The organism is Azospirillum melinis (assembly GCF_013340935.1).
Classification (GTDB): domain Bacteria; phylum Pseudomonadota; class Alphaproteobacteria; order Azospirillales; family Azospirillaceae; genus Azospirillum; species Azospirillum melinis.
The window spans coordinates 1-11877 of sequence record NZ_WHOS01000105.1 but is presented as its reverse complement, the minus strand read 5'-3'; the positions used below and the strand labels follow the sequence as shown (position 1 = coordinate 11877).

Genomic DNA, 11877 nt, shown 5'->3' with positions numbered 1-11877 from the left:
CTCGGACAGGGTTGGGCGGGTCCCCTTGGGGTTTCCCCCTCAGGCGGTCCGCCCGGACGCCGCCGCTGCCCGAGAGCAGACGGCGGCGAAACGGGTCATCAGGCGGCGGCCGGAGCCGACACGCTGGAGAGGTCGAGCTTCAGGCCCGGGCCCATCGTCGACGAGAGCGAGACCTTCAACAGGTACTGGCCCTTGGCGCCGGTCGGCTTGGCACGGGTGATGGCATCGATGAAGGCGCGGATGTTCTGGACCAGCGCCTCTTCCGAGAAGCTGACCTTGCCCACGCCGGCGTGGATGATGCCGGTCTTCTCCGCACGGAACTCCACTGCGCCGGCCTTGGCGGCCTTCACGGCGCCGGCGACGTCGGGGGTCACGGTGCCCAGCTTCGGGTTCGGCATCAGGCCGCGCGGGCCCAGCACCTTACCAAGCTTGCCGACCACGCCCATCATGTCGGGCGAGGCGATGCAGCGGTCGAAGTTGATGTTGCCGGCCAGGATCTGTTCGGCCAGATCGTCGCCGCCGACAACATCGGCGCCGGCGGCCAGAGCCTCATCGACCTTGGCGCCACGGGCGAACACCGCCACGCGGACGGTCTTGCCGGTGCCGTTCGGCAGGTTCACGACGCCGCGGACCATCTGGTCGGCGTGGCGCGGATCGATGCCGAGGTTCATCGCGATTTCGATCGTCTCGTCGAACTTGGCCTTGGCGGCACCCTTCACCAGGGTGACGGCCTCTTCCAGCGAGTAGAAGGAGTCGCGGTTAACGGTCTTGTAGGCGTCGGTCAGACGCTTGCCCAGCTTCGCCATAGGATCAGCCCTCCACCACTTCGAGGCCCATCGAGCGGGCGGAGCCGGCGATCATGCTCGCGGCGGCTTCGACGTCGTGCGCGTTCAGGTCGGCCATCTTCTTCTGGGCGATCTCGCGGATCTGCGAGGTCGTGACCTGGCCGACGAAACCACCCTTGCCGGGGGTCGTCGAACCCTTGTCCTTGCCCGAAGCCTTCTTGAGGAAGTAGCTGACCGGCGGGGTCTTCGTCACGAAGGTGAAGGTGCGGTCGCCGTAGGCGGTGATGACCACGGGAATCGGCATGCCGACTTCCAGGTCCGCCGTCTTGGCGTTGAACGCCTTGCAGAACTCCATGATGTTCAGGCCGCGCTGACCGAGCGCCGGGCCGATGGGCGGCGACGGGTTGGCCTTGCCGGCCGGGACCTGCAGCTTGATGTAACCGACGATTTTCTTCGCCATCTCACAACCTCCTGGGACGACGCCTCACGCACTTGACCGGATGGTCCGGCGCGGCGCCGCGGGGCTTTGCGGTTCGGCCATGGCGAGCCTCCCGCAACAGAATGGAGCCACCGATGCAAGCACCGGCAGCTCCGACTCACAAACCGTGGAACCTTGCGATCAGATCTTTTCGACCTGCGTGTATTCCAGTTCGACCGGCGTGGAGCGACCGAAGATCGAAACCGCCACCTTGAGGCGGGACTTCTCTTCGTCGACTTCCTCGACGACACCATTGAACGAGGTGAAGGGACCGTCGCTCACTCGCACCTGCTCGCCCACCTCGAAGGTGATCGAGGGCTTGGGGCGCTCAAAGCCTTCCTGCACCTGATGGATGATCCGCTCGGCCTCGCGCTGGGAAATCGGCTGCGGCTTGCCGCCGCCACCCAGAAAGTCCGTGACCTTCGGCGTGTTCTTCACCAGCGACCAGGATTCGTCGGTCAGGTCCATCTTGACGAGGACATAGCCCGGGAAGAACTTGCGTTCGGTGTTGATCTTGGAACCCCGGCGCACCTCGACCACTTCTTCGGTCGGGACCAGGATTTCCTCGAACTTGTCTTCCAGACCCTTCTGAGCCGCCTTTTCGCGGATGGCCTGGGAGACCTTCTTTTCGAAACCCGAATAAACGTGAACGACGTACCAGCGTGCAGCCATGTCTCAGCCCCCCAGCCCAAGGATCAAGCGAACGGCAACCGCCAGCACCTGATCGACGACGAGGAAGAACAGGGCGGCGAGCACGACCATGACGAACACCATGGCGGTCGTGATGCCGGTTTCCTTGCGGGTCGGCCAGGTGACCCTGGCTACCTCGCGGCGGACCTCGCGCGCGAATTCTGCGGGATTGACTTTAGCCATCGTGCGAACCGTGCGAGCTCCGGAGCGACTGTGAGGGCGCCGCTTTTACCCTAACCGTTATTGGGACGGGATGGCAGGAGTGGAGGGGCTCGAACCCCCAACCCCCGGTTTTGGAGACCGGTGCTCTACCAATTGAGCTACACTCCTATCTCCGTCCGGCCACACCTTTCGGCGTGGGAGGCCGCTTAAAGCATTCTTTAGGCGGCGGTGTCAAGGCCTTTCGACCTAACTTTCGGAATAACTTTCAAAACGGCTTTCCGGAAGCCCAACCGTACCCTAGACAGACAACCTCCCCCGCCGGACCTGGGTCCGGCGGGGGAGGCAGGCTTATAGCATCACTCGACGATCTTGGCAACGACGCCGGCGCCGACGGTACGGCCGCCCTCACGGATGGCGAAGCGCAGGCCTTCGTCCATGGCGATCGGGGCGATCAGCGCCACTTCCATGGCGACGTTGTCGCCCGGCATCACCATCTCGACGCCTTCCGGCAGCGAGACCATGCCCGTCACGTCCGTCGTGCGGAAGTAGAACTGCGGACGGTAGTTGGTGAAGAACGGCGTGTGACGGCCACCCTCTTCCTTCGTCAGGATGTAGGCTTCGGCCTTGAACTTGGTGTGCGGGGTGATCGAACCCGGCTTGGCCAGAACCTGGCCGCGCTCGACGTCCTCACGCTTCGTGCCGCGCAGCAGCGCGCCGATGTTGTCGCCGGCTTCACCCGAGTCGAGCAGCTTGCGGAACATCTCGACGCCGGTCACCGTCGTCTTCACCGTCGCCTTCAGGCCGACGATCTCGACTTCGTCACCAACCTTCACGATGCCGCGCTCGACACGGCCGGTCACAACGGTGCCGCGGCCCGAGATCGAGAACACGTCTTCGATCGGCATCAGGAACGGACGGTCCTTCGGACGCTCCGGCTGCGGGATGTACTCGTCCACCGTCTTCATCAGCGCCAGGACGGCGTCACGGCCGATCTCCGGCTGACGGTCTTCCAGCGCGCACAGCGCCGAACCCTTGGTGATCGGAATGTCGTCGCCCGGGAACTGGTAGGACGACAGAAGCTCGCGCACTTCCAGCTCGACCAGTTCCAGCAGCTCCGGATCGTCGACCATGTCGACCTTGTTCATGAACACAACCAGCGCCGGAACGCCGACCTGGCGCGCCAGCAGGATGTGCTCGCGGGTCTGCGGCATCGGGCCGTCGGCGGCCGACACGACCAGGATCGCGCCGTCCATCTGGGCGGCGCCCGTGATCATGTTCTTCACGTAGTCGGCGTGGCCCGGGCAGTCGACGTGCGCGTAGTGGCGGTTGGTCGTCTCGTACTCGACGTGAGCCGTCGAGATCGTGATGCCGCGCGCCTTCTCTTCCGGCGCCTTGTCGATCTGGTCGTAAGCGGTGAAGGTGGCGCCGCCGGACTCCGCCAGCACCTTCGTGATCGCCGCCGTCAGCGACGTCTTGCCGTGGTCGACGTGGCCGATCGTGCCAACGTTGCAGTGCGGCTTGTTCCGCTCAAACTTTGCCTTCGCCATCGCTTTGGTCTTTCGTTCCCGACGTTCCGGACGCACACAATGGCCCGGCCGAGATCGGTTTTCCGTGGCGCACGCGGGATTGGAGCGGGTGAGGGGAATCGAACCCCCGTCGTAAGCTTGGAAGGCTTCTGCTCTACCATTGAGCTACACCCGCAAGCATCCCGCCGGCGCGACCGTCCGGGGCAAACGCGATCACGGACAAGCCGTGGAAAGTAATGGTGGAAGGGGCTGGATTCGAACCAGCGTACGCGTACGCGGGCAGATTTACAGTCTGCTGCCTTTAACCACTCGGCCACCCTTCCAGTCCGCGGCCTGGCGATGCCCGCCGCGGAGTTCGGCAATATGCGAATTTTTCAGGCCTTGTCAACACGGGTTAAGCGGTTCACACCAGAAAAAATTCGGCCGCAGTCCGCTGCGGCCCCCTCCCCTTCTTCGTGGGTATCATGACGCGCTCCAGACATCCCGGTTCCGGCCCCTCCTCCAGCCGTCCCTCAGACCGCAACACCGACCGCAGTGGCGACCGGTCCGGCGGCAGGCCGCAGCAAGGCGCGTCTCCGCGGCAGGACGAAGGGGACGAGGGAGCGCGCGGCGGCCGCAAGGCGGCAAGGGGAGGACGTGGGCCGGCCGCGCGCGGCGTGCTTCTTTACGGACTGCACCCGGTGGCCGCTGCCTTGACCAACCCCGAACGGCGCATCCACCGCCTGCTGGTGACCGACTCGGGCCGCGCTGCGCTGGAGCCGGCGATCGCCGCCGCCCGCGCCCAGGGGCTGCAAAGGCCGGAGGCTTCGCCGGCCGACCGGATGGAGCTTGACAGGATGCTGCCGGCGGGCGCGGTGCATCAGGGCGTCGTCGTCGATGCATCTCCCCTGCCCGATCTCGGCATCGAAGATGTGTGCAACGAGCTGGCCGGGGAAACGTCGGCGGTCATCGTGGCGCTCGACCAGGTGACCGACCCGCACAATGTCGGCGCCATCCTGCGTTCCGCTGCCGCTTTCGGCGCCCGTGCCGTCGTGGTGACCGAGCGCCATGCTCCGGAGACGACCGGCGTTCTCGCCAAGAGCGCTTCGGGTGCTTTGGAGGCGGTGCCGCTGATCCGCGTCACCAATCTGGCCCGGGCGCTGACGGATCTTCAACAGAACGGCTTCTGGTCGGTCGGGCTCGCCGAATCGGGACAGTCGACGCTGGCCAAGCTGAATTTGACCGGAAAGACGGTGCTGGTGATGGGGGCGGAAGGCAGCGGTCTGCGCCGGCTGACCATGGAGCGCTGCGACGCCATCGCCCGACTGCCGACCGGCGGACCCGTCGGCAGCCTCAACGTCTCGAATGCCGCCGCGGTGGCGCTGTACGAGGTTGCCCGCCTGCGCGAGTGACCGAACCGCGAGGCCGTCTTGGTCAAGTGCTTGTTTACGCGGAAAAGGGACGCTAAGGTGTGCGTCCCGCAAGCGGCGGGCGCGCCGGATTAGCTCAGCTGGTAGAGCAGCTGATTTGTAATCAGAAGGTCACGGGTTCGATTCCTGTATCCGGCACCAGTTTTCCAACGGCTTAGCGCACCCCGCGCTAGGCCGTTTTGCTTTCCCGGATAAAGTCGCTCGGTTGCCGGTCTGCTGAGGCGGGTTCAATCCGCCGACACGACGGGCTCATCGGACTTTGGGCCCGTCCAGTCGCTTGGAGTCCTGCGCAGGGCAGTCTTCCTATCTGTCCCGCATCGCCCCGGCATAGTGGCGTTTCTGCCAAGCATCCGCCGACCACACCCCATCCGGTTGCAACCAGAGGGCTTTCCGACCCTTTGCAGTCACCAGGATGGCAACGCATGTCGGGAAGCTCCGCCGGCCTGTCGCTGTAGGGTTGCACTGTTCCCGCATAGGTCTGGATACGGTACCCGATCTGGGGTATACCCCATGCCGCTCTGGACCGAAATGCCGCTTGAATTTGGAGTTCCGGAACCACAAGCGCGCAGCAGGCATAGCATAAGGGTGGATGATGGTTTTCAGCTCTATCGTATTTATCTTTTATTTTTTGCCAATTTTTATCTTTTGCTATTATTCCCTGCCGCTGAAGCACGGAACGCTGCTTTTCTTCAGCTTGGTTTTCTATGCGTATGGCGAGGTGATCTATACCTACGTCATGCTGCTGTCGATCCTCGTCAATTATGCCTTCGGGCTGTGGATCGCAGGCCAGGAGGGGCGGGGCCGTAAGCTCGCCATGGGTGCGGGCGTCGTCGTCAACCTGGGCATTCTCGTCTATTTCAAATATCTGGGCTTCTTCTATGAGATTGTGGCCGCGCTGTTGCCCAACCTGTTCTCGGGCCCGCCGCAGGTGCATCTGCCGCTCGGCATCTCTTTCTTCACCTTCCATGCACTGTCCTACCTGATCGACGTCTACCGCCGGCAGGTTCCGGTCGAGCGCAGCCTGATCTATGTTGCCGTCTACATCACCATGTTCCCGCAACTCGTGGCGGGGCCCATCATCCGCTTCCATGACATCCGCGACGAAATCCACAACCGCAGGGTCAGTGCCGGACTGTTTGCCGAGGGCATCCAGATCTTCGTGATCGGCCTCGCGCAGAAGGTGCTGATCGCCAACACGGTGGCGGTGGCGGCGGACCAGATCTTCGCGCTCGACCCGACGGGGCTGAGCCTGCCGATCGCCTGGCTGGGCATCGTCTGCTACACCTTGCAAATCTTCTTCGATTTCTGCGGCTATTCGACCATGGCCATCGGGCTGGGGCTGATGATCGGCTTCCATTTCCCGCTGAACTTCAACTATCCCTACATCGCCCAGTCGATCACCGAATTCTGGCGCCGCTGGCACATCTCGCTGTCAATGTGGTTCCGCGACTATCTCTACATCCCGCTGGGCGGCAACCGCGCCGGTCCGCTGGCCACCTACCGCAACCTGCTGATCGTCTTCTTCCTGTGTGGCCTGTGGCATGGCGCCAGCTGGACCTTCGTGGTCTGGGGCCTTTGGCACGGCGCCTTCCTGGTGTTCGAACGGCTGGGCATCGCCCGGATGCTCGACCGGTCGGTGCCGGCGGTCCGCCACGTCTATACGCTGCTGGTGGTGATGATCGGCTGGGTCTTCTTCCGCGCCGACACGCTGGGCCATGCCTGGGTCTTCCTGAAGGCCATGGCCGGCGCCGGCCATCCCAGTCCTCTGGCGCCGCATATCCTGCAGTTCCTGACGCCGGAAACCGTCACCGCACTGGTCATCGGCGCGGTCGCCGCGACGCCGCTGCTCGGCCGGCTGGTGCGGAGCGGGCTGGATGCGGTGCGGAACGCGGCCGGCGGGCGCATGCTGGTCAGCACCGGCGAGGCGCTGTACCTGGCCGGTTTGCTCGGCATGTTCGCGCTGGCCGTCATGAGCCTCGCGGCCGGCACCTACAACCCATTCATCTACTTCCGGTTCTGACCATGCGAGCGATGTCTCTCGGGATCATGCACAGCACGCTTTTGCAGAAGCTTTGCATCGGGATTTTCCTGGCGCTCCTCTTGCTGCCGATGATCGGCCAGACGCTGTCCGTCGGGACGGGCGTGACGGCGACCGAGATGCGGGCGCCGAACGAGCTGCCCGGCCTGCCCGCCACCTTCGATGAGTTTTCCGTCCTGCCGCAGCGCTTCGAGGCGTGGCTGAAGGACCATTTCGGCTTTCGCAACGACCTCGTCCTCGCCAACAACTTCATCCGGGTCAAGGTCTTCGGCCAGAGCACCTCGCCGCTGGTCGTGCTCGGCCGGAACGGCTGGCTGTTCTATACGGGCGAGCATGCGCTTGAGCAGACGCGCGGCATCGACCGCTTCTCGCCGGAGGAGCTGGACCGCTGGATCGACGTGATGGAGCGGCGGCAGGCATGGCTGGCGGAGCGCGGCATCCCCATGCTGATGGTCGCGATCCCCAACAAGGAGCGCGTCTATCTCGAGGACCTCCCGGCCTGGGCCACCCAGGTAAACCCGGAAAGCCGGATGGATCAGATCGTGCGGCGGCTGGCGGAGCGTCGCTCGCCGCTGGTGTTCAAGGACATGACCGCCGACCTCGTCGCCGCGAAGAAGAGCATGAAGGTCTATCTCCAGGCCGACACGCACTGGACGGTCGACGCCGCCTTCACCATCGGCTATCGGGGGATCGCGGAGTGGATCAAGTCGGTCCGTCCGGATTTTAGGCCGCTGGCGACGGCAGATATGAAACAGGTTCGCGTCATGCGCCAGGGCGTCGACCTCGACCTCGCCCGCATGCTGGGACTGACAGCGGTCTACCAGGAAGAGGAAATCCGTTACGAACTGCTGGGGTCACCCAAGCTCCGCAGCAACGACACCTCGATGCCGAACGGCATTGTCCAGAACATCCTGCGCGCCGACCTGCCGACGGCACCGACCGTGGTGTGGTTCCGCGATTCCTTCACCATCCCCATGTACTCGTACATCGCCGAAAGCTTCCGCAAGGCGGTGATCACCGAGCACAAGGGACTGCGCTTCGACAAGGCCCTGATCGAGGAGCAAAAGCCGGATGTCGTCGTGTACCAGTTCGTCGAGCGCTCGCTCAACAACCCTGTCCCGGCGGAGTGAGCAAAGGTAGGCCGGGAGCGTACCCTCACTCCCTTTGCAAATGCTGTCAGTCCGGTTTCACCGCCAATTTGCGCCCCGGCGCTGACGCAGACGGGCCCAGCCCATGACGAAGATCAGGCCGAGCAGGGCCCCGCCGCATCCCATGAATGCCAGCATCAATCCGGCTCCGAAGGTCGGCGGCATTTCTCCGCTGATGGACCCGTCGGGCAGCACCGCCGGAGGCAGGCAGCACAGGGCGCTGGCCGTCCCTGCACTCCCGCCGGCGATCAGGATCGCGCAGCAGGCCCAGTAAAGCCGCCGCCATCCGCGGACACGGACCGTCAGGACCGTCGCAACAAGCAACAAAATCACCGCAATCGCCGGGATGCCGAACGCCAGCAGCGTCAGTCCGGTGTCGGGCATCGGGTGCTCCCATGGCGTGGAGTGGTCTGGCCGGGTCTTACGATCACCGATAGCCTACCGATATTTCCCGGCAGGGAACCCCCGGCAGGACGCGGCGGTTGGGGAAGGCATCGGAATGCCCCTCACAGCAGTTTGCGCGAAAGGCCGACCATGACCAAGCCCCATCCCGAGTCGGACGACCGGACGCCCACCACCCCCAGTGCGGAAGCGAATCGGATGCGCGCGGACATCGACCGCGGCCTGACCGGCGACAAGGTTCCCGCTACCGATCCCGCCGCAGCACCGCTCGGCACCGATGACGAAGCCGCCGGCACCACCCCGCCGCATGGCATTTCCCGCGATGCGGTCGTTCCCCGCAGCCAGCGCATGCCGCCGGGGCAGAAGAAGGGCGGCGACACGCTCGACACCTGATCGGAAGTCCCGATCCGCAGACGGCAGAAGGCCCGGCCGGGTGTTCCCCGGCCGGGCCTTCTTGCGATTCGGCGGCGGACTGCCGCCGGCCTGGAAAGCGATACTTAGAAATAGCGCTCCGGAATGCGGACCACGTCGTCTGGCATCACCGAGGTGGTGATCGGGGCTTTGCGGATTTCCTTCTTGGGATCGCTGCCGCGGGTGATGAGGACGTAGTCCTCCTTGGCGCGATAGGTGTAGCCGCCGGCCATCGCCACCGCCGACAGGGCGGTCATGCCGTTGACATACTGGTACTGGCCGGGATTGCGCACCTCGCCCAGGATGAAGAACGGACGATGGTTCAGCACCTCGACGCTGACCTTCGGGTCCTTCACATAGCCGGCGGACAGCCGGGTGGCGATTTCCTTCTCCAGGTCCCGGGTGTTGCGGTCCTTGGCCGAAACCTCGCCGATCAGCGGCATGGCGACCTTGCCGGTGCCGTCGACGCGGAATTCGCCGGACAGCTGCTCTTCACCGAACACGATGACGCGCAGAGCGTCACCCGGGCCGAGACGGTATTCGCCGATCTGACCGGCGCTGGCGGTCTCCATCGGCGCGTCGTTGCCGCCGGCACAGCCGACCATGGCAACGGCGAGCGCGGCCAACCCGATCCCCTGGCCCAGCGCACGGATCACCTGACGTCGATTCATCCCTAAACCCTTTCCCTGGCTGGTGGATGCCTGCCACAGCGCCGGTCCGGCCCCTTCGACGGGTCGGTTCCGAAGAACCGACCCGTCCGCCGGCCGCCTTGCAGCGGCGCCCTTTGGTCACGCACCTGAATTCGGGTGGAGACTAGCAACTCGCAAGCGCTTGGGAAAAAGTGGAGAGGAATTACCGCCTTCGGATCTGTTCAGTACATCGCCATCGATCATAAGAGCAGGCATAAGAAAAGGGCGCCCGTCATAGGACGGACGCCCTGCCCTGTTCAGCGGTACTTTTAGGACCTTTGGCCGGGACTTTCCCGGTCGGCCGAACCGATTCCGCCAGATTACATGCTGGATTACATCTGGGCGCCGAGTCGCAGATAGATCAGGTTGTCGCTGTACTCGGCGGAGCTGATGTTGGAATTGCGCTTTTCGTAGGTATAGCCACCGGTCAGATACAGGTTGCGATTCATCTGATAGGTGCCGCCGACGCCGGCCGTATAGACCTTGTCGTTGCGGTCGTTGCCGTTGAAGTCGTCCTGGCGGTATTGCAGGCGGCCGTTCAGCACCAGCGAACGCAGCAGCTCGTGGTCGACACCCAGGGCGACCAGGGTGCGGGTGTAGCTGGAGGCGGTGCCGAAGCCGGGGCTGGCCGACGTCTCCCGCACTTGGCGGCTGGCGGTGGCGCTGATGCCGGTCAGCTGGGTGACCGCCCAGTTCACGCGCCCGCCGAAGGACAGGCCGCTGAAGTCCTCCAGCCGCGAATCCTTGTAGTTGCGGACGAGGTAGCCGGCGAAGACCTCGCCGGTGATCAGGCCGGTCAGGTCGGTGGCCAGACCGCCCACCACCTCGTAGCCGTCCGAGTCGCGGTCGAGGCCGAAGGCGTCGCGGTCGTTCTTGTGGCGGGTCCAGGAATAGGTGCCCTGGACGAAGGCTTCGTAGCCTTCGATGAACTCATAGCCGACGCGGCCGACCGACGCGTATTCCCAGCGGTCGCGGTCGCCCTGGCGGGCGACGCCGCCGCCGATCAGGTCGACGTCGTCGTAGGAGATGTACTGGGCCGAACCAGAAACGCGGGCGCGCAGGCGGTTGAAGCGCTGGGTATAGCCGGCCTCGCCGCCGCTGGTGAGGAAGGTCACCGGCTCGGCATAGCCCTGCAAGCTGTTGATGTCGCCGCGGCCTTCGTGATTGCGGCGGTGGAACAGCTGGCCGTCCAGCGCACCGCCCTTGTTCACGTCGAAGCGGCCGTCGGCCTGCACGGCATAGTCCGTGTAGTTCTCGCGGTTGTGGTCGCTGTAGCGGCCGGCATCGGCCGAGGCCGAGAAGTTCAGCGCGTGGGCCGAGAAGTCCGACTTGATGTCCAGCCGCGGCCGGACCGTCCAGATGACGTCGTCCTCGTGATTGTCGCGGGTGGCGTAGACGTTGGTGTCATAGGTGGCACCGGCTTCCACCCGCGGCAGGAACAGGAAGGAGCCGGCGCGCAGCCCAAGCTGCTCCAGTTCCGGCCGGCGGCGCTCCAGCACGGTTTCGCCACGCTGCAGGTCGTCCTGGGCGGCGGCGGGAAGCGACGTCAGCCCGGTCGAGGCGAGAGCGAGGGCGAGGAGGGAAAGGGTGCTGGTCTTCATGGAGTCACCGCGCTTGGCTGGGTTCGGTCGGCTCACTGGGCCGGGGGTCCGGCTCCTTGGTGGGAGGCGCGCCGCCGCCGGTCTTCGGCCAGAACCCCGGCCGGGACCGCTGCGGACGCATCCTCGGCAAAGACACAACAAACCGTGCTTCCCACGCAACAGTGAAGCCCACGCACTGCTGCTTTTGCTGGGTCCTGTGGTGTGGCCGCAACAAAAAGCTGCCGGCCTGTCGATGGCGCCCGAAGCGATGACCCGCTTGATTTCAGCGCATTTTTCAAATGGTCCTAAGATCAAGGTCATAGACCGACGCGGTGAAACCGGCGGCACCACAGAGTTCCTGCTTTGGAACCGCCTGCCTGGCATCGGGTTGTTCATCACGTTTCTTGACCCGCAAAGGTGCCGCATGACACGCCGACTCGACACACCGCCCCCGCCCTGCACGCCCTGGCGCTTATGCACCTCTGACGCTGCCCCCGAAGAAGGAGAGTGTAGTCGAGGCCGTGTCAGTCGATCTATCGACACAATAAGATAAAGCGCG

General features: G+C 64.7%; 12 protein-coding genes and 4 tRNA genes. 5 read left to right on the top strand and 11 right to left on the bottom strand.

What is annotated here, in order from left to right:
* Positions 1-98 precede the first annotated feature (98 nt).
* From rplA to GBZ48_RS34740, 8 genes are all read right to left on the bottom strand, one after another.
* Positions 99-806, bottom strand: a complete 708-nt coding sequence (rplA, locus tag GBZ48_RS34775; protein WP_174475196.1) for a 50S ribosomal protein L1 — start codon at positions 804-806, stop codon at positions 99-101.
* A gap of 4 nt (positions 807-810) precedes the next feature.
* Positions 811-1245, bottom strand: coding sequence for a 50S ribosomal protein L11 (rplK, locus tag GBZ48_RS34770; RefSeq protein WP_042690902.1), 435 nt, complete (start codon positions 1243-1245; stop codon positions 811-813).
* 159 nt (positions 1246-1404) lie between these two features.
* Entirely contained in the window at positions 1405-1935 is a 531-nt protein-coding gene (gene nusG, locus GBZ48_RS34765) for a transcription termination/antitermination protein NusG (RefSeq protein ID WP_012973192.1), read from the bottom strand.
* Between the two features lie 3 nt (positions 1936-1938).
* Positions 1939-2136, bottom strand: coding sequence for a preprotein translocase subunit SecE (secE, locus tag GBZ48_RS34760; protein ID WP_014246876.1), 198 nt, complete (start codon positions 2134-2136; stop codon positions 1939-1941).
* A 71-nt stretch (positions 2137-2207) separates the two neighbouring features.
* Positions 2208-2283 (bottom strand) — tRNA-Trp (locus GBZ48_RS34755).
* 188 nt (positions 2284-2471) lie between these two features.
* A complete protein-coding gene (gene tuf, locus GBZ48_RS34750) occupies positions 2472-3662 on the bottom strand; it encodes an elongation factor Tu (protein ID WP_014246875.1) in 1191 nt (396 codons plus the stop codon).
* Between the two features lie 80 nt (positions 3663-3742).
* Positions 3743-3816: transfer RNA gene (locus GBZ48_RS34745), tRNA-Gly, on the bottom strand.
* Between the two features lie 62 nt (positions 3817-3878).
* Positions 3879-3964, bottom strand: a tRNA-Tyr gene (locus GBZ48_RS34740).
* A 141-nt stretch (positions 3965-4105) separates the two neighbouring features.
* On the opposite strand from GBZ48_RS34740, the gene rlmB reads away from it, so the two are divergent.
* From rlmB to GBZ48_RS34720, 4 genes are all read left to right on the top strand, one after another.
* On the top strand, positions 4106-5032 hold the full coding sequence (gene rlmB, locus GBZ48_RS34735; RefSeq protein ID WP_174475195.1) for a 23S rRNA (guanosine(2251)-2'-O)-methyltransferase RlmB: 927 nt from the start codon (positions 4106-4108) through the stop codon (positions 5030-5032).
* Positions 5033-5115: 83 nt separating this feature from the next.
* A tRNA-Thr gene (locus tag GBZ48_RS34730) sits at positions 5116-5191 on the top strand.
* A gap of 553 nt (positions 5192-5744) precedes the next feature.
* The gene (locus GBZ48_RS34725) at positions 5745-7070 is read left to right on the top strand and encodes an MBOAT family O-acyltransferase (RefSeq protein ID WP_246307674.1); all 1326 of its coding nucleotides are present in this window, start codon (positions 5745-5747) and stop codon (positions 7068-7070) included.
* Between the two features lie 26 nt (positions 7071-7096).
* Entirely contained in the window at positions 7097-8218 is a 1122-nt protein-coding gene (locus tag GBZ48_RS34720) for an alginate O-acetyltransferase AlgX-related protein (protein ID WP_174475194.1), read from the top strand.
* Positions 8219-8275: 57 nt separating this feature from the next.
* On the opposite strand, the gene GBZ48_RS34715 is transcribed toward GBZ48_RS34720, so the two are convergent.
* On the bottom strand, positions 8276-8620 hold the full coding sequence (locus GBZ48_RS34715) for a hypothetical protein (protein WP_174475193.1): 345 nt from the start codon (positions 8618-8620) through the stop codon (positions 8276-8278).
* A gap of 150 nt (positions 8621-8770) precedes the next feature.
* Here GBZ48_RS34715 and GBZ48_RS34710 point away from each other — a divergent pair, with 150 nt between their 5' ends.
* Positions 8771-9031, top strand: a complete 261-nt coding sequence (locus tag GBZ48_RS34710; RefSeq protein WP_174475192.1) for a hypothetical protein — start codon at positions 8771-8773, stop codon at positions 9029-9031.
* Between the two features lie 104 nt (positions 9032-9135).
* Here GBZ48_RS34710 and GBZ48_RS34705 read toward each other — a convergent pair whose 3' ends face one another.
* Together GBZ48_RS34705 and GBZ48_RS34700 are read right to left on the bottom strand one after the other, a co-directional pair.
* Positions 9136-9720 carry a polysaccharide biosynthesis/export family protein gene (locus GBZ48_RS34705; protein ID WP_109051350.1) on the bottom strand — a complete coding sequence of 195 codons (585 nt, stop codon included), beginning with the start codon at positions 9718-9720 and terminating at the stop codon, positions 9136-9138.
* A gap of 350 nt (positions 9721-10070) precedes the next feature.
* Positions 10071-11339, bottom strand: coding sequence for an outer membrane beta-barrel protein (locus tag GBZ48_RS34700; protein WP_174475191.1), 1269 nt, complete (start codon positions 11337-11339; stop codon positions 10071-10073).
* Positions 11340-11877 lie beyond the last annotated feature (538 nt).

Bases quoted from the DNA above. Each gene is read 5' to 3' on its own strand.
- GBZ48_RS34700 (WP_174475191.1), bottom strand. From the start codon at position 11,339: ATGAAGACCAGCACCCTTTCCCTCCTCGCCCTCGCTCTCGCCTCGACC.
- rlmB (WP_174475195.1), top strand. From the start codon at position 4,106: ATGACGCGCTCCAGACATCCCGGTTCCGGCCCCTCCTCCAGCCGTCCC.
- tuf (WP_014246875.1), bottom strand. From the start codon at position 3,662: ATGGCGAAGGCAAAGTTTGAGCGGAACAAGCCGCACTGCAACGTTGGC.
- GBZ48_RS34715 (WP_174475193.1), bottom strand. From the start codon at position 8,620: ATGCCCGACACCGGACTGACGCTGCTGGCGTTCGGCATCCCGGCGATT.
- GBZ48_RS34710 (WP_174475192.1), top strand. From the start codon at position 8,771: ATGACCAAGCCCCATCCCGAGTCGGACGACCGGACGCCCACCACCCCC.
- secE (WP_014246876.1), bottom strand. From the start codon at position 2,136: ATGGCTAAAGTCAATCCCGCAGAATTCGCGCGCGAGGTCCGCCGCGAG.
- rplK (WP_042690902.1), bottom strand. From the start codon at position 1,245: ATGGCGAAGAAAATCGTCGGTTACATCAAGCTGCAGGTCCCGGCCGGC.
- GBZ48_RS34705 (WP_109051350.1), bottom strand. From the start codon at position 9,720: ATGAATCGACGTCAGGTGATCCGTGCGCTGGGCCAGGGGATCGGGTTG.
- nusG (WP_012973192.1), bottom strand. From the start codon at position 1,935: ATGGCTGCACGCTGGTACGTCGTTCACGTTTATTCGGGTTTCGAAAAG.
- GBZ48_RS34720 (WP_174475194.1), top strand. From the start codon at position 7,097: ATGCACAGCACGCTTTTGCAGAAGCTTTGCATCGGGATTTTCCTGGCG.
- rplA (WP_174475196.1), bottom strand. From the start codon at position 806: ATGGCGAAGCTGGGCAAGCGTCTGACCGACGCCTACAAGACCGTTAAC.